The following is a 16605-nucleotide window of genomic DNA, read 5'->3' as shown; positions in this document are numbered from 1 at the left end:
GATGAACAGATCTAAAACGCAAATCACGACGTCTTATTCGCCCGGCTCGCTGTTCACTTATGAAGGTGGCCTTGGATGCTGCGTCTCTATCCCGAAAGCAGCTCCGTACACAGTGAAGTCTCCGGCAGTTCCGCGCCAACTGTTCGAGATTCTAGATGAGTTCGTCTCGAACTGGTTCGAACGTGCGAGTTCGTGCCGTCAGCAACCACCAGTACTTCCACAGCAGTGTCTAGAGGACGTCTTTCTTGATTACAAGATGGAGCCTCGTGTCGATTCAGACAGATTCGTACTGACAGAACCCTCACGCATCGGCTTCATGCCGGACCCGTTGGTGTTTAGCTGTGCAGAATGCGGACTTGTGACAGAGTTCAAGGACGTCGTAGATTTGGAACGCCGTTGGAAATTCGAGACGAAACGAGTCGACTGTCCAAAATCATCATCCAAGTCACATCGTTTCCGACAACTCGATGTCGTCTTCGCTCATTGGTCTGGTAATTATGCTGGGTTGAGTCCTTCAAGGTTCCTAGTCGATGCCAACCGGCGTGTTAACTCGGTAGCCAGATGCAAAGCCTGTGACAACGAAGAATACCGGCTTCTTAAGAATGGCTCATCCTTTTTTGGTGACTGGGCATTTCAGTGCACCAAGTGTCTTACAGCCAAAGAGATAGTCCGGGAAGACCGCGAAACTTTAGAACTGCTATGGCAGGGACACGTGGATGGACTGGGAAATCAAAAGCGTGAGTGGAATATGTTGCCGGTCTCCTACCGTGCATCGTCCGTGCATTACACCCAACGCGAGACCTTCATCATCTTCAACAGTTCTGAATCCACGGGTGTCTTGACTGCCAGTCGCCGCGCGGATCTGGTCGCTCAGATCATGACTGCGTTTGACTTTCCAGGGACCGCCCTTTCGCATGATGAGATTGTGCGGCAGTTACGCGCGAATGGGCGTGCAAATGAAGCAGATGAATATGAACAATTGCTTGGTATCTTGACGATCCCCGGACTCCAAGAACATAGGCGTGCCGCACTCGAAAAAGTTTTGGCTGAGAAGAATGATCAATTTCAATCTTCCGGCCTTATCGCAAAACAGAGGGTTGATTCTCCTATCCTTATAGGCCAAGTACTTAACAGTCAGTCCTGGGCCCGCCGGTACAATCCTATTCGCTTAACAGTGGAGCACGCCTCATTGGTAAGTGAGAGTATCAGTCGTGAAGGCACCGACCCCACCCTGCCGGCGATCTCGGTGAAGAATCCTGAAACGTGCTTCATTGACGAAGATGATACGTCCGCAAGACAGCAATATTCGGCCTTTGTCACACGGGCTTTCGGTCAGTTGGGTGTAGACGACGTGGTTCTTCTCCGCGGACTGGACATCTGTGAGTTCAGCTTTGGATACACCAGGGTCAGTTCAACGCCAGTAACCAAAGAGAAAGACTTGGACATGCCGGTTCGCCTCAAGGCATTTGAGGCCGTTGACCGGAACAAGAGGCCGATCTACGTCCTAGAGCAGAAAAACGAGGCATTTTATGTTCGTTTGAACGAAGCCCGGGTCGTGGCGTGGCTTGAATCGAACGGCCTCGCCTCACCATTCACAGGCGGACCTGGTCGTGTCGGAGGCGCCTATCTTACCGAATACCAAGATTTTGGTCCGTTCTTAGAGGACTACAAAGAACGAAGCTCGGAATCGAGTGTCCCGAGGACGCGCACCAGTTATATCTATCTCCTGCTACATACGTTTGCTCACCATTTCGCCCAGGCTCTTGTTGAATACTCTGGCCTTGAGCAAGGGTCACTCGGTGAATACATTTTCCCTGCGGATCTCTCATTCCTTGTCTACCGACGCGGCATGACTCCAGACTTGGGAAATCTATCGGCCATGTGGCGAAATCACGGAACGACAATTCTCGAAGAGCTCTTATCGGACAGAAAGTTGCGGTGTGACAGCGGGAGTTTATGCGATCAACGAGGTGCGGCTTGTCCAGCCTGCATCATGTCGCCCGAAGTTTCTTGTCTGGCGGGGAATAACTTATTATGCCGTTCTACGCTGCGCGGAGGCTCAGCACCTGGGTGGGACACAGTAAAGTCACCCATTCAAGGCTATTTCCGGAGTCAACGGACATGAATGTTTTGCGTACCGCACAGCGATCCAATATCCCTAATTCAGCGGTCGCAGATGCTCTGTCCTTCAATCCGATCGGTGCTTCGAGGCTGCTGGACGCTTGGAGTAGGTTGTCACCATCGACACAAAGTCACGAACTCATTGAAGACATCGCACGAGAGGCGAATCTGTTTGGAGAACAACTTCGAGGAATCTTAAAGGCATTCACTTCAATCCACATCGTCAAGGAGGAGCCTTCGGGTCTTCGACTCACATTGAGTTCCGTTGAGGCTGAAGAAAAGGCAGCGTTTCTCGAAGGTTACGCGTACGCTCGACACTCTCATAAAGACACAAATCAAGTCGATGTCACACTCAGCCCTCCATCGCGGCCGTCCAAGTTGATGGAGCACCTTCCGAGGCAGGGTTTCGCATGGGCTGGTCTTGACGATACGAAAGATAACCTGGTTGATCTTGCAAGTCGTGCTTCCAAGAGATTGGTCGTCGTTTCGCCCTTCGTAGATGATCCTGGGTTGGACTGGATTGCTAGTCTATTCGATACCACAGCGAGTTCAGTACAGCGTGTCTTGATCGTTCGTGCTGCCGAAGAGAGGGTCAGAACTCTTCTCTCCCGACGAAGGGCATACTTTAGTAGCAACAACTCTCAGCTATTCAGTTATGCGATTCCACGACCAACGAAGGAGAGTCTCGCGATAGAGACGTTTCACGCAAAGGTCGTGCTGTCGGATAGGGATCGAGCCTATATAGGTTCTTCCAATATGAACTTGGCCTCTCGCGAGATCTCGTTGGAATGCGGTGTAACCTTGACCGGTCCTTGTGTTAGGCCAGTTGCCACATTGATCGAGACTATCATTTCTATTTCCGAGCGGTTGCAGCCGTAGACATGTGTTCTCCTGCAGCTTCGTAGCTCTTCAGATGCGCGTAAAAAGTTACTAGTACAAACTTCTTTTTGCCGGGAGGACGTCTCCTCCCGCGCCGCAGCCGCATACTGCGTCTTTGCTCCTACCTCTAGCGGGCCCGTTCCTGCCCGCAACGCCGTCCCTACAGTTCCTGTGCGCTAACGCGCACGCATAAGGAAACCAAGCCTCGCTAGGGGCTGAGTGTACCGGGACATGCGTTACGCTGTGGACCTGAGACATCCGTTACAAGCCCCTTGCGGTAACACTGGATCGACTAGAAGGGCATGAGGACATACATCCAGTCGTCGAGGCCGTGGGAATGTGGGAATCCTGAAGGGATTTCCAAAGAGTGTGGGAAGGGTGGGAAGCCGGTTTCTTGGCTTTCCATGCTTTCCATACTCTGTCATTTCCATGGCCTGCTTCTCGCCCGGGAAGCAGAGTTTACAGCTACATCGACCAGCGCAATGGGCCGTGCTCGCGAGGAAGTGTTCGTTGTGATTGTTGTCGTTGAGTGCATTGGCGATTTGGCGTGAATCCACTTCTTTCATAGTTGCAATTGCGTCCCATGGCGCTGCAAGCGCTTCGCGGATCGCCTGAAGGGTGGCACTTCGAGTCCATTCCACATCGGGACTCGTTCCTGTCGCAGTGACCATGTTCCTCTCCCTCCAGAACGAGGGGAGGAATCCAATCATTGGCTACAAGCTTTAGCAATCACGTTGACCGTAACCATCGCTTTCGTTACAGGATACAAATTTATGAGGCGTCTCACAGCAACTAGCGGTACTTAGTGAATCCTGTCCTCTGGTCTTCCTTCGTCGCAAAGCCTGTCTGGTTCTCGAATACGACGGTAAGCAGCGCCCAAAGCTTTCGGTGGTGTTTGGGGTTGCGCGGACGCCGGATGGTCGCCGTGACAGTCTCCTTGAGCTTGATGGTCGCAATGGCTTTTGCGCTGAGTAGTCAGCAGCGACAAGATGCGTTCCTTCGCGCACAAAGAGAGCGTCGATGGCCATTAGAAGGGTATCGCGCTCCGCTTCCGAACATTCACGCGAAGGGCGAAACCTATAATGCCGCTTTCGATTGCGAACGTCTTGGCGAGCAACAGCGCCGTGTGCTCGAGGCTATGCAGGATGGGCAGTAGCGCTCCCTGCGCGAGATTGCGGATCTCACGCGTGATCCCGAAGCTTCGATCAGCGCTCGTCTACGTGCTTTCAATGGCGACGAATACCTTTCGCAGTATTACCGCATGCAGAGCGAGCGTGTACCTGGAACGGAGCGGCGCGGGATGTGGCGGTATCGCGTACTGTCACGCGGCCCATGAAATCGAGTAAGCCGCCTCTGCGAGCTGGTTCGCCTGACAAGTTCCAAACGCCAGCGTCGGCGCTCGACCCGCTGATCCCATATCTCGACCGGAAATGGGAAATTTGGGAGCCGTCGTGCGGCGAGGGCAATCTACTGAAAGGTTTCTGGGATCGCGGATTCCAAGCAAGCGGTACCGACATCATCGAAGGCTACGACTTCCTGAGCTACGACCTCGGGCGCTTCAATGCAATCGTCACTAACCCACCGTTCTCGGTAAAGCAGAAGTTTCTGGCTCGCTGTTACGAGTTTGGCAAGCCATTCGCGCTGTTGATGCCCCTCACCACGTTCGATAGCAAGGAGCGACAGAGGCTGTTCCATGAGCGCGGCATTCAGGTCATCTTCATGGCGAAGCGCGTGAATTTTGAGACGCCCTCGGGCAAAGGCTCAAGTGCGTGGTTCGCGACAGCACGGTTTGCTGGGGTCTTGATCTCCCGTCCCAACTCGTCTTTTCTGGCTTCGATGATGAGCCGTCCATGCTCGCTTCCCGATGAAACGCCTCAAGCCAGAGGAATCGCTGCAAACTTGCATCGTCGATTTCATCCGGAGGTTCTGTCCGGGCGTGCGGGTCTTCACATTTTGAATGGCACCTATCTCGGCGGCAGCAAGAACGTCTTCGCGTATATCGCAAAGCTGAAGCGGATGGGCATGGAAGTCGGCGATCCTGACCCTCGGCTGCACTGGACGGGCGGACGCACGCTATTCCTAGAATGCAAAGCGGATGCGAACAAAGTCACAGATGTCAAAGTCAACATGATGGCCGACCTACCCGCAATGGGATTTCCTTGCGAAGTCGTCTACACGCTTGACGAGGCTGACGCCGCGCTACGCACGCACGGCGTTCCGATGAGACCCTACGCTTTCGGCAGTTGAGGCGGCTTGGGAGGCCGGCGGCGCTTCGGCTTGCGACCCTGATTCGTCGCTTCAAGCGAAAGCCTAGCACCCTTGTAGACGCCCGCTGCACGAACGATATTCATTCGAAAGAGCGCAACGATAATAGCGCCTATTCCAACACAGAACGCTGAGAAGGCAAGAATGCTTTGGGCGGTCGATAGTGAAATGGAAATCATCACTTCACCTCCCGCTGAAACGTCGCCGGATTGAGCGAGACGGGTGTTTTCGACTTGGTGGCGGCCGCAAGAATGTTCTGTGCTAGCTTTAAGGCGTCATCGGCATGCGCATCAAGTTCTGACGCTGTTTTTGCAGCTTCTTTCTGCAAGGCCGGAACGATCTTGGACAGCGACCCTGCAGCACGTTGGCGGATATCGCGGGGTGCCTCGGAAAAGTGCCACTCGGTCACATCGGGATCGGGTCCGGCGTGTTCGATCGTTCGCCTGAGACAGACGCCCCATTTGCCTTTGACCCTAGCGTAGCCAACTTCCTCGGTTTCCTCGACCATGCCGGGGATATCGGGGCCGTGACACGTCACCACCCAAGCAGCCACGCCGAGGTTGAGCTTCTTAAGGGCTTCGTTCAGCTGCTCGACCGCTTCGGAAAGCTTACGAGTTGCAGCACTGACGGTTTTGGCCGTTTCGGATAGGTTGTCGAGGGGATCTTGCGGTTCAGGCGTCGTGGGGACAGACGTGCCCTTATTCATGTGCAAAGCCATGTGGTGTAACCTCTGCGCGCCATGGATAGACGCCGTGGAATTGCTTCGACCGTAGCCGAAGTTGCAAACCGGACGAGCCGTGCCTGCTTGATAAGTATATACCTGCTTCCGAAGGCGCGCTTGCGCGCGTGGTCATAAGACCGCAAGGAAGGTGAGCGCTCCGCCGCTTCGCGTCAGCGTGCGGGCGCACGCTTCGCGGCGTCGCTTCGGATAGGCTGTTTGCGGGAGCGCTAAAAGATGGAAGAACGAATCGAACTCCGCGCCCTGCGGAAGCCGAAAAGATGTACGAACGGCTCAGATACATCATCACAAATGTCTCGCATGCGCGTGGAAACCACATGGGGTATGACCTCTATCTGGAGAAAGACGATCACACGCTGCGCGTCGAAGTGAAGGGCTGTTCGAAGCTTTACCAGATACCCGACCTCTACGCGACGGAGATTGACCGGGACACCCTGCAACTGGTGGCCGATGAACTATGCGTCGTTTACTTGGTCGGGGATGCGCCTGTTCAGATTGCTCGGATACCCCGCGAGGCCCTGCAGCCTGAACACATCATCCCAAAATACGGTTACCGAATCAGCGGGCGGTTCAAGAACGAGCGAACCATCAAGCCTTACCTGATTCAGAAATAGCAGGTCTCTCCCTGGTCACGCCTATCGTTGACGTTTACGTCCTTGACGGGAGCAACGGGGTGCTCTATCAAGAAACCGTTCGGTCTGTAGGAGCAGTCCCGAACAGTATTGCCTGCTGCAAACAGGCGCGCTCTTTGTAGCGTGGCCCCAATCAAAAAGCAATATCGATGTGTTCCTCGCCGTAGAGACCCGTTGCGGCATACCACGGGGTAAGATTGCCCGGTTCTTTGCCCGCAAAGGATTTCCGACCGCCTGAATTGCCGCTATTGGGGTTCAGGATAGACAGGACAGACACATGCCAGAAGACCTGCCGTTGGGACGTCAACGGGGCAGCGGGGTAAGGCTCCTCGATAACAAAATGCAGTCCTGGCGATAGGCAGTCAAGAGATAGCTCCTCAGCTCCGCGTGCGTGCCGACAGGCAGGCAGGACTCGCGGAAAGCGGAACTATGCCTTTTTGCTACTGAAGGATCAGGTCGTCAATCCGCTTCTGAACCGATGCGATGTCGAGTTGCCTCTCTCGGAGGCTTTCATCAGGCTCTTTCAGCCGGTTGCTCCAGTAGGTCGCCTTCTCAAGATTCCAAGGCGTTGCTTCGCCGATGTAGGTTTGCGACTTGATCGCTGCCGTCCGCCAAAGATCAGCCAGCTCGTTCTCTTTCTCTCGATCAACACCGTTGGGCTGCGCTTCTTGGTACTTGATCGTCGTCGCGAGTGCGAGCTGCATGGCCTGCAAGGCATCTTTCCGCTTCTCATCCGTCTTCAGACCATGGTCTTCATCGTGATGACGGTCATGCTGAAAGTAGGCCAGAAGACCAAGCAGAGCGGGGACGGTGATTGCGAGTTCATTTGCCATAATTCCTCGATACGTTGCTTCGCTCGAATCCTATCAGGACTGCGCAAACATTATGCCGGAGGCTGCGCGTACAGGTCTGCTTCGCATAGGCGCCGAACCGTGAGGTACGGGTAGGGTGCGAACTGCTCGTCGATCGCTTGTGTGCTTGTAGCGTCCCAACTAAGCTGGCTCGTACTGAAGATGACGCCGCTGGCGCTTATGACCTCCGCAAGATGTCTGTATTTGTTGGCGATCTTCTTTGGCGATTTCGTGTCTGTTTTGAGAGAGGCATTGCTCTTTGCTTCGCCGATGAACATCTTGCCGTTGGCGATGCAAGCGATGTCGATCTCCAACTCCCATTCGCTTGCGCCAAAGCTGCGAATCGCTAGTTCCGGGGAGAATATGAAGCTGCCGCGCGATTTGGCGCGCATCGTGTCCAAGGCCAGTATCGGGACGTGTCCGTCATGCACCACGGTTTGATACACGATCTCGTCGAGCTTATAGAACCACGAAGGCTCGTCTGGGTGACGCCAGCTCGACCGCTCGTATTGCTGGGCCGTTCCGCAACGGCGGCAGGTGAACTGCTGACTCAGCTCATCGACGGAAAACCATGAGGTGTCGTCACAACGCTTACAATGAAGGACAAAGCCCCGGTACAGGATGCCCTTCGCGATGTACTCGTCGATAATTCTGCCCGCGAAGGCCGCATCGCCCAAAATCTTCGTGAAGCAAGCGAAGTTTAGGTAGCGACGTTTGTCTCGGAGGAAAACACCGTCGTCATGCACGCCGTCGCCCGGCTTCTTTTCATCTAGGAATTTCTGGAAGAGAGCCCAGAGATGGCCGTGACGGAACGCCTGCGCGAGTTCTCGCAGACCGCCGAACTTCTCGACCGTAGCCTGGGCATAAGCTCCTTTGTCGGAAACCTTGCATTCGTATCCGCAGCTGGCAAGAGCGATCCGAAAGATGCGCTCGGCATCGGGAACGGCTATGGTGGGCCGGAGGATCTGCAGCTCGATGTCTGAGCCCATGACGAACGCGCCCGGACACATATAGGTGGCGCCGTTCGTTGCCGCGCGTACTTCGCCGACATTCGGGCCGGTAACGAGACTGCCTCCTAGCGCGGGGTGCCGCGGCGTAAGATGCCCGTCGAACATCAGCTCTACGAGCCACCGGTGGTTGTGCGAATCTATTTCGTTCAAAATCGAGGGGACAGGCGATTCGAATGTGCCTGGCAGCTGGTCATTCAGGAGCATGTGAGTCGTCATGCGCTCCGTGTTTTTCGCGATGTACCAAAGCGTTGGGTGTTCGACCAAAGCTCGTACTGTTACAGGATCAAGCGCATCCGACACGCTGAATTGCGAGAGCTGCACAGGCTGGGTAAGGGTCTGCACTAGCGCTTCGAGGTCTGCTCGCGGGAGTGAAGCGCTCATGATCGCGATGCCCTTGCTGTGTTCGTGCCTCCCCATATCCGAGAGCTTGCGAGCTACGGATAGCAAACGCTGCGGGTAGGCAGTTGGGCTTGGCATGAACCAATCCGGAGCCCATACCGCGCGACCGTGTAGCCGTGAAAGCCCGTAGTACAGACAGAAATCCGCAAGCGTTTCTCCAACGATGAGGATGGACGGCACCTCGTGTCGCATAGATCGCGTTGCCCGCACGCTCCTCAGTCCAAGCAATGACAGAGCGAACGGAGAATTGCGCCCGAAAGCCACTGACGGGTTTATGCCCCAGCGGATTAGATCGCTTTCTCCATCGGTGTTCAGAAACTTGGGAACGGTTTTGACGCCTTTATCGTCGAGCACGCGCTGGTAAGTCGCGTTCGCGATACCGGCTTCGGCTAGCAGCCACAGAGGCGGCGGCGTGGAAAGGGTGTCGGGGGCATTGTTTATGACGTCGAACACGTGATCGGTTCCGCTATCGATTGCGGGAATGACATCAGCGACCGCAGTAAGCGGGTAGCTGGGCGCATCATTGGCGCTGAAGTAATTGATCCGGAAGTAATCCTCTATGTGCAGCGGGCTAAGCCGAAGGTGGATCTGCTTCGTCAATGTCTCGGAGATTTCGAAACCATCGTCTAGGGTGCATCGCGGGAAGTCTCTCCGCACTTCTTCATCGGCGCGTACAGAATCGAAACCCTGTGAAATCATGTCACGTATTCGCGCCGCCATATACTCTTCGGCCCGCTCGGGCTTCTCGATGCTGAAGTCGAAGCCGGTTCTCTTGTAGTAGAAGATGATGTCGGCATCGAACGAAGACAGCATCTCCCAAAACGTGTCGCTGATTGTCTCGCCATCGGTCGGAACAATAAGGGAGTGCGCGCCTCCCCAAATCTGGCTAAGGAACTCGATGATTCGCAGGCAGCTCCGCTGCCAGTCTCCCTCCGCGATATTGGTCAGAACGGCGATGCGATGCGGGCGAAGACGCGTAACGAACGTCTGGAATCGTTGGGTCGGAGTCGCAGAGGTCTTCCATGATTGCGGGATCATCGTGGCAGCAGCATACAGGAGCACAGGACACAACGCGCCCGCGGCGCATAATGCGCTTGTAAAGACCAAAAAACGGTAGTAAAAGCTGTAAACCCTTCCTGCGAGTTGCGATGAAGCCAAGCGACAAGCTCACCATGGTCTCCATTGCGGATCGTCTTGAGGAAGCCGCGTATACTCTGCGCCGCTTGCCAAAGGTGACCGTTCAGGGTTTCAAGAGCAACTGGCCGGCGACCATCAACGAATTCCACGAATCCTACGGCTACAATGACGCAACCGTGCGCATGGGGCCTCCTTCGGCCCGCCACATCACGGAAATGGATGAGGCGCTTCTCTGGCTCACCATCTTGCGCCCCATCCTGATTACGAGCGGAAGCTCGTTTGGCTGCGCGCCAATCGCGTTCGCTGGAAGCGCATTGAACAGCGTTTCGGCCATAGCCGGACAAAGCTGCATAACGACTACCGCAATGCCCTAATGACTATTATGACGGGACTACAGAATAGTCGGCCTTTACAGAAAATTGAGCTTTCGCGCGCGTGAACATATTTGTTCTTTACACCCGAAACAGATTTCAGGCGGGATGGGGATGCACGCACTCATCGGTACGGTAGCCGCTCGCCTCTCCTGAAAACCTGTCCATGAACGGCCTAACGCGCCCCATGAGCAACTGGTATTTGAGACGCAGGGCAAGCTTGATGGCGTTCTTTTTGCTCAGGCCTCTGGTGCCTTCTTGGTCGTACCTGTCCCGGCAGCGTCTCGTCTGCCACGGGGCCATTTCGTAGCAGACTTCAACAAGTGGCGACCATCTGCCTACAGCCCGGCGGAACTGTTCGCCTTCGGGGGATGTGGGAGCTTTTCCGTAAAGATCGTAGGCCATCGTTCAGGCCTTCGGCTTGGTGATGGCGTGCTCGGCTTCGGCTATCCCCTCGTCCTCGTTGCGCTGGACGACTTGGTAGAAACCCGTGTCGTCGAGCGTCATATAGCTGCCGCACGATGCACATTCTGGCGGCTCGGTCGCGTCGATGACGTTGTGACCTTGGGGGCAGTAGAAGGTTTGCTTTTCGGCTGGCATTGGACGTTCTCCGCTGTTCAATGAGCGAGAGCCCTAGCGAAGTTTTGCCCTCTGTGATGCGCCATCTTTAGCGAGCCCTTTAGGAAAAAAGACGCAAGATCATCTTCGCTTTCGCGAAATGATCTTCTGCGTGTTTTTGGTTTTGGAGGCCGGATGGACACCTAAACCCAAGCGTAAAGAAGATGGCGCTTCACAGAGGGCGCAGTCACCTTTGTGCATCCCAATGCCGCCTCATCACTATTGGTTAGCAATGCAGTTGCTGCTGGCGAATATCTAACCAAAGTCTCCACTCGTTTACCTCTCCGTTCGCGTTCCGGTCATCAGCGAATTCGTAAACCTTGAGCGAAGTGATCACGGCTTGGGCGGACAAATAGAAGAGCTCCAGCTTCCGTTCCTTGGGTCGCGCGTTGTAAACGTGGCCTTTGGGGTGTTCGACGAAATCGTTGTAATCCCTGACAGCTTTTAGTACGCCAGCTTTTCTGCTGACGCTGCTTGCGGTGCGCCACGCTCCGAGAGGAAGGACTCGCTCATTGCAAGTTGCGACGATGCGATCAGCGCAATCAACGCAACCAAGCATCCCAAGGGCATCAACGATGCCCTTGTACGGTGTGTCTGGCTCAGGTGTCTTTCAATCTAGGCGAAACGGCTGCAAGTCATCATCCCACACGATTATCCTGTTCTTGAACTCCTTCTTGACAAGGAATAGAGCGCGGAATGACACGAAAGCAAAAGAACACGAATCCAGCCAAACAGCCGCAAGGCCACTCTCCCTCTCCGCTAGTTCCGCCACGCAAGAGACAGGCTAAATGGCTAAAGTTTTGGGGTGCGCTTCTCGTGCTGCTAGGCTTCGGTTTCCAGATGTATCAGAACCACGAATCCGCCCTGGAGACGGAACGCACGCAGGCAGCCGAACTGAGCAGCCGCACGCACATGAAGGCGCTCGGTTACGAAAACCTCTACTACGCCAGCCAAGGTCAAGGGGGGAATTCGGGCTACTATCTGCACCTCGCGGCGGAACAGCTTTACCAAGGTCGCGTCGGCATGATGGCCACGTCACCTCAAGACAAGAAGTCCGTCACTGAAACACTCGGCAAGCTCCGGTCGATTGCGAGTAACGTAAGCGATCTCCCAAGCTTTAATGCGTTCATGGACCAGTACAACAAAGTTGTCGAGGACGCGAGCGGCATCGAGGTGAACGGCCTGATAGATGCTGGCCATTCTGCTACACATTTTTTCTGGTTTTATCTGAGCTTATACGTGATCGGCACCGTATTGGCGCTCGTCGGTCAAGCCATCGAGCCGTTGTGAGCCGTCTTTAGTTCACGCCAGCAATGGCGCTATTGCATAATGATCCGTATGGCTCCGAACACCAAACAGATCGACGGAAAGGCACCCGCGAAGAAGGCTTCGGACATTTCTTGGCTGGCACGGCTCACCCATCCGCTGGTCTTTTTCGGAGCCGCGCTCGCTGTGTACGAAGGAACCGTTGGAACAGCCCTACTCGTTGGCAAACATTCCGACGCGACAGTCATAACGCTCTGCCTTTCGATGGCTGTTGTGATCGTCGCCGTCACAGTTACGGTCGCAATTCTCGTCTTCAAAAAGCCTCAGAACCTGATGCTGATGCAACAGCACACTATCGAAAAGCAGCTTGAAGATACAACTCGTATTCGACGGGCAACGGCTCTGATTATGACTACGCCTAAACCCAGATCTGGCGCCGATTTTTTGCGGCTTACTGAGCAAGTAGAAGCCATTCTTTCCGGGAGTGATGTATGAAAGAACGCACGAACCGAATCGAATATGAAGATTCTGAGCCCTCATGGCGGCTGCACGAGCTCGCCATAATTTTCGCCATTGTCAGCACACAAGAGGTTCTGCGGCACGTGTTCTTTGACGACTGGTCATTGGCGCACACGTCACGTCCTCTATCAACATTATTCGACATTGGGGATCTCTTTATACTCATTCTTTTCGCGCGCCTTGCGCTCAAGCGGCTTTATAGCAAAAGCGGAACCCCTAATGCGGCAAGACGGCGTCTTGGTTCCGAGTTCGTTCAGATGTATAGGCAGTACGGCGATCGCCTGGATGTGCATATGACATTTGAAGAGAATGCGGCTTATGAAGCATCCTTGAAGCGCATAGAAAAGACCTTGGGCGTTACATCTGACTAGCGCGGTCTTCATGCCCAAGGTTGCGGCCTAAGTGCTGCGCTTAGACGGCTAGGATGGCGCGGATGGCCGTCCTTGGTCAGCTTCAATGCGTGCAGCTCTACACCCCACTCCTTGAGCTGCGCGAGTATCTTCTTGTCCTGGCCGAAGTGTTTTCCGTCCTCGCCCCATGCCGCAATCACCATGTCGGCTTCGTCGCACATAGCTTTCAGATGACGTAGGTTGTGGAGGCCTTCAGGTTTAGCTGCAACCTTGAGTTCAGTTGGGTACGTGGTGCGGAAAGCAAACAGGTTTCCGACGATCATCCTGCCGTATCCGCAGTCTTTCGCAAAGCGCATGCAACGCTTGATTGTCAGGTCGTCGAGCGTCGCGTCGGCCGTGGAGGGATTGAGCATGATGAACAGGCAGGTTTTCGTGGTGGGTCCAATCGTTCGCTCAAGCCGGTAGCGGTACTTACCGCACTTGGAGATGGTCGCGCTCATGCTTTATTGTCTCTGATTGGATGTCCTGTCGCTATCAGCAACTTTTCGTCAAGAGCCTTGGCCTCGTCGAGAGCACAACGTAAATCTCGCTCAATTCCACCGATGACTTTCTTCAGCGGAACTGCATAGACATTGTTTTCGTACCGGTTCCGTCCTCGGTAAGTAGTAATCTTGTGCGACATTGCTTCTTTCTTCGTGAACAGCCCGCGTCCCAAAGATGACTCGTGTAACCCTGAGCGTTGGGCCTATACCAATAGCCGCGCTTCTTCAGCAAGAGGCTTGCCTTGTTTGGAGATTCGGCAATCGGACTCATGGCGCTGGCCCCCGCGACAGTTCCGGTAGTCACTTCGTCTTGCCAACTTCGCGCTCGGCAATCGTGGCAAGCTCGCTCTTTTTCGCCTTCTCCATCGCTGGCGTGATCTCGATGGCGGCTTGCTTCAACGCATCCATAATCAGCGGCTTGCTGACACGTCCGAAGTAGTTCTCGGCAGTGGCCTTGAACCAATCGTTCATGTTTAGGCCGATGGCGCTGGCCAGTTTTTCGGCTTCCGCGAAGCGCTGGCTCTCAGGACGTTCATGGTTGCGCTGGATCGCATCGACGGAACGCGAGACGCAGAATGCCAAAAGATCTAGGAGCACGGCATCTTTCTGTTTGAAGCACCAGTCCCACAAAGCTTCCTGCTTGGCGGGAACCCCAGGGCGCTCGGCTGCGTTCCGTTGCCACCCTCGCAGATCAGGATTACAGGACGGCCAAAGCAGTCGCCTGGCTTCGTGACAACTTTGCGAAAGCATTGAATGTGCATGATCTCGCGTCCATGACTGGGATGGGTCGATCGACCCTCCATCATCACTTTCGAGGCCTCACGGCCATGAGCCCGCTCCAGTTTCAGAAGCAGCTACGCCTGCACGCTGCGCGTCAGAAGATGTTTACAGAAAAGATGGACGTCGCGAGTGCGGCATTTGAAGTGGGGAACGAAAGTCCAAGCCAGTTCAATCGGGAATACAAGCGCTTCTTCGGCCAGCCGCCCGGACGAGATGTCCAAATCCTGCGGTCTTCAGCATAAGCAGGAGAAGTCGGCTTGTCAGAAGTGCACCCTCAAAGGGCCTCAGTTGTCGCCTACAGGCCAATGCACTCACTGACAGCTCAGAGCACTCTTCGCGCAGCTCTGAAGCGAAGCTCTTCTGAATCCAGTTCTCCTATCTCCATGTCTCGAAAGAAGACTCTATAGAACCCTGGAGTGATCAACTCGACTCCCAACTCTTCGAAGCGAAATACCTCGCTTATAAAGATTCTCTTCTTGTGCCAGCTGATGTCGCCGCTATTGTTCACTCGTCGCAGTTGCAGACCCTTCGGGTACGTGAACTCCGGCAGCTTGCTCGGCAGTCGTATTGCGCTCGGGACGTACAGACTCGCGGGAACCTGGTTGTTTAGGCCCTCATGCGGGCGCTCGTGATTAAACACATAGCGGAAGTTATCGAAGCGGCTCTGCTGTGCTCGAAGGGATGCCGCGGGTGGTTTAGTCGTGTCCTCTTTCAACGTGCGATGCATCCGCTCGTGGCGGCCGTTTTGTTGCGGTCGACCTGCTTGAATACGCTCATGGACGATTCCGAGTTTCATCCATCCGAGCGAGAGCTTCGACAGCCCTAGCAGCCCGGTACCCGCAAACGGTGCGCCGTTGTCTGTTCTGATTCGCGCTGGCATCCCGTACTCCCGCATCGCTGCTTCGCAGATCGCCCGGACTTGGCTCAAATCCATGCGCGAGACGATCTGGCAACGAATCAAATAACGACTGTGTGCGTCAGTGATGGTGAACGGATCGCAACGCTTGCCGTCGCCTGTGGCGAAGTACCCTTTGAAATCCATGCACCACAGTTGATTCGGACCGGTGACGAGAGAAAACGGCTCTGAACATGGTGTTGTGCGCTTCCGCTTCTTTTGAGGACTGGTCAGGCCCGCGCGGCTCAGGATGTTGCCGAAAGTACTAGCCGCAGGCCACACCACGTCCGGCTGTAGCATTTCCAGCCTTGCCTTCAACTTACGAGCGCCCCACGAAGGGTGCTTCGCCCGAAGGACAAGAATCGTGTTCTCAATGGGCTCGAGCGTCGCGTGCGAGCAACTATGCGGCCGACTGCTTCGATCCACGAGTCCTTCCGGCCCTGCCTCGTTGTAACGGTTGATCCAGCGGTAGGCTGTGGGGCGCGAGATCCCATAGGCGCGGCACAGGTCCGCTACCGACATCTCTTCCTTCTGATAACTCGACAAAAACTGCAGGCGTTGATCCATGATCCGAAGCTCTTTCCAGGGCATACAACATCGTCGTATGTGCCCAAATGCTGAGGATTCGTAACCGTCGCGCTCCGCTGTAAACCATGTCTCCGGTCTGATTTGTAACGGAAGTGCTAAGTACGCTCAGGGCCCTGCCCCACGCGCGCGTCAAGGGGTTTCCCCATAATTTTTGCTGCGCAAAAATCACGCGATGAAGCCGCGCCCTCCGCTTTGCTGCGGGTGGGTGATACCCGCTCCCCTTGACGCTTGCTACCCCCGCCTTCGCCAGGTGGCGTTCGGCATGTACATGCCGCGTTTCAACGCGGAAGTGCAAAAGCCAAACACCAAGGAGAAGACGCCATGAGCAGCAACGCAAATAGCAACGTCACCGCCATCGACAGCAAGAAGCCCATCACCAAACAGGAACTCATCACCGCCAACATCAAGCTCTTGATTGAGCAGTTGGATGCCGGAAAGTCGGATGCCTTCACTAACTACCTCACGGCTATGAGCCGTTTCCACAACTACAGCTTTGGGAATGTGCTGGAGATCGCCCGGCAGAAAGCAGTGACATAGTGCTATACCTCGCTGGCGTCAATAAACATAGGGGTTTGGGCGTTGCTGGTGACGCGCGATGGAGAACGGCGGCCAGTATGGATGAGGCGGACGGCTCTATGGACGG

At 55.0% G+C, this 16605-nt stretch carries 16 protein-coding genes and 2 pseudogenes; 10 read left to right on the top strand and 8 right to left on the bottom strand.

What is annotated here, in order from left to right; all coding sequences use genetic code 11:
- The first annotated feature begins 1 nt into the window (after position 1).
- Positions 2-2125, top strand: coding sequence for a hypothetical protein (locus OHL14_RS06185; protein WP_263378461.1), 2124 nt, complete (start codon positions 2-4; stop codon positions 2123-2125).
- A gap of 1667 nt (positions 2126-3792) precedes the next feature.
- On the opposite strand, the gene OHL14_RS20210 is transcribed toward OHL14_RS06185, so the two are convergent.
- Positions 3793-3948 carry a hypothetical protein gene (locus tag OHL14_RS20210; protein ID WP_396271064.1) on the bottom strand — a complete coding sequence of 52 codons (156 nt, stop codon included), beginning with the start codon at positions 3946-3948 and terminating at the stop codon, positions 3793-3795.
- A 384-nt stretch (positions 3949-4332) separates the two neighbouring features.
- Here OHL14_RS20210 and OHL14_RS06180 point away from each other — a divergent pair, with 384 nt between their 5' ends.
- A complete protein-coding gene (locus OHL14_RS06180) occupies positions 4333-5247 on the top strand; it encodes a hypothetical protein (RefSeq protein WP_263378460.1) in 915 nt (304 codons plus the stop codon).
- Positions 5248-5443: 196 nt separating this feature from the next.
- Here the strand turns inward: OHL14_RS06180 and OHL14_RS06175 are convergent, their stop codons facing one another.
- Positions 5444-5983 (bottom strand): hypothetical protein, encoded by a 540-nt coding sequence (locus OHL14_RS06175; RefSeq protein WP_263378459.1) that lies wholly within the window; start codon positions 5981-5983, stop codon positions 5444-5446.
- Positions 5984-6264: 281 nt separating this feature from the next.
- Here OHL14_RS06175 and OHL14_RS06170 point away from each other — a divergent pair, with 281 nt between their 5' ends.
- Complete coding sequence (locus OHL14_RS06170) at positions 6265-6618, top strand: hypothetical protein (RefSeq protein WP_263378458.1); 354 nt, start codon at positions 6265-6267, stop codon at positions 6616-6618.
- 458 nt (positions 6619-7076) lie between these two features.
- On the opposite strand, the gene OHL14_RS06165 is transcribed toward OHL14_RS06170, so the two are convergent.
- Both OHL14_RS06165 and OHL14_RS06160 read right to left on the bottom strand, forming a co-directional pair.
- The gene (locus tag OHL14_RS06165; protein WP_263378457.1) at positions 7077-7469 is read right to left on the bottom strand and encodes a hypothetical protein; all 393 of its coding nucleotides are present in this window, start codon (positions 7467-7469) and stop codon (positions 7077-7079) included.
- Between the two features lie 50 nt (positions 7470-7519).
- Positions 7520-9934: a hypothetical protein gene (locus OHL14_RS06160; protein ID WP_263378456.1), complete on the bottom strand. Its 2415-nt coding sequence runs from the start codon at positions 9932-9934 to the stop codon at positions 7520-7522.
- Between the two features lie 110 nt (positions 9935-10044).
- Between OHL14_RS06160 and OHL14_RS20205 the strand changes: the two are divergent.
- Both OHL14_RS20205 and OHL14_RS20200 read left to right on the top strand, forming a co-directional pair.
- Positions 10045-10275: pseudogene (locus tag OHL14_RS20205) on the top strand (DUF6362 family protein); the annotation flags it as partial.
- The gene (locus tag OHL14_RS20200) at positions 10266-10472 is read left to right on the top strand and encodes a DUF6362 family protein (RefSeq protein WP_396271063.1); all 207 of its coding nucleotides are present in this window, start codon (positions 10266-10268) and stop codon (positions 10470-10472) included. The pseudogene OHL14_RS20205 and the gene OHL14_RS20200, both read left to right, overlap by 10 nt.
- Before the next feature lie 340 nt (positions 10473-10812).
- Here OHL14_RS20200 and OHL14_RS06150 read toward each other — a convergent pair whose 3' ends face one another.
- Complete coding sequence (locus OHL14_RS06150) at positions 10813-11004, bottom strand: hypothetical protein (RefSeq protein WP_263378454.1); 192 nt, start codon at positions 11002-11004, stop codon at positions 10813-10815.
- Positions 11005-11862: 858 nt separating this feature from the next.
- Here OHL14_RS06150 and OHL14_RS06145 point away from each other — a divergent pair.
- Genes OHL14_RS06145 through OHL14_RS06135 form a run of 3 tightly spaced genes read left to right on the top strand, consistent with a single transcriptional unit; the run spans position 11863 to position 13178 of the window.
- Positions 11863-12312, top strand: a complete 450-nt coding sequence (locus tag OHL14_RS06145) for a hypothetical protein (RefSeq protein ID WP_263378453.1) — start codon at positions 11863-11865, stop codon at positions 12310-12312.
- A gap of 48 nt (positions 12313-12360) precedes the next feature.
- Positions 12361-12783, top strand: a complete 423-nt coding sequence (locus tag OHL14_RS06140; protein WP_263378452.1) for a hypothetical protein — start codon at positions 12361-12363, stop codon at positions 12781-12783.
- Entirely contained in the window at positions 12780-13178 is a 399-nt protein-coding gene (locus OHL14_RS06135; protein WP_263378451.1) for a hypothetical protein, read from the top strand. Before OHL14_RS06140 ends, OHL14_RS06135 begins: the two co-directional genes overlap by 4 nt.
- Before the next feature lie 8 nt (positions 13179-13186).
- On the opposite strand, the gene OHL14_RS06130 is transcribed toward OHL14_RS06135, so the two are convergent.
- Positions 13187-13657 (bottom strand): DUF1643 domain-containing protein, encoded by a 471-nt coding sequence (locus OHL14_RS06130; RefSeq protein ID WP_263378450.1) that lies wholly within the window; start codon positions 13655-13657, stop codon positions 13187-13189.
- A gap of 342 nt (positions 13658-13999) precedes the next feature.
- Positions 14000-14296, bottom strand: a complete 297-nt coding sequence (locus OHL14_RS06125; RefSeq protein WP_263378449.1) for a hypothetical protein — start codon at positions 14294-14296, stop codon at positions 14000-14002.
- 176 nt (positions 14297-14472) lie between these two features.
- On the opposite strand from OHL14_RS06125, the gene OHL14_RS06120 reads away from it, so the two are divergent.
- Positions 14473-14721: a helix-turn-helix domain-containing protein gene (locus OHL14_RS06120; RefSeq protein ID WP_263378448.1), complete on the top strand. Its 249-nt coding sequence runs from the start codon at positions 14473-14475 to the stop codon at positions 14719-14721.
- Positions 14722-14801: 80 nt separating this feature from the next.
- Here OHL14_RS06120 and OHL14_RS06115 read toward each other — a convergent pair whose 3' ends face one another.
- The gene (locus OHL14_RS06115; protein ID WP_396270987.1) at positions 14802-15965 is read right to left on the bottom strand and encodes an IS481 family transposase; all 1164 of its coding nucleotides are present in this window, start codon (positions 15963-15965) and stop codon (positions 14802-14804) included.
- Positions 15966-16283: 318 nt separating this feature from the next.
- Here OHL14_RS06115 and OHL14_RS06110 point away from each other — a divergent pair.
- A pseudogene (locus OHL14_RS06110) lies at positions 16284-16487 on the top strand (DUF1738 domain-containing protein); the annotation flags it as partial.
- Between the last annotated feature and the right edge of the window lie 118 nt (positions 16488-16605).

This window comes from Granulicella paludicola (genome assembly GCF_025685545.1).
GTDB lineage: Bacteria > Acidobacteriota > Terriglobia > Terriglobales > Acidobacteriaceae > Granulicella > Granulicella paludicola.
This window is presented reverse-complemented; position numbering and strand designations above follow the sequence as displayed.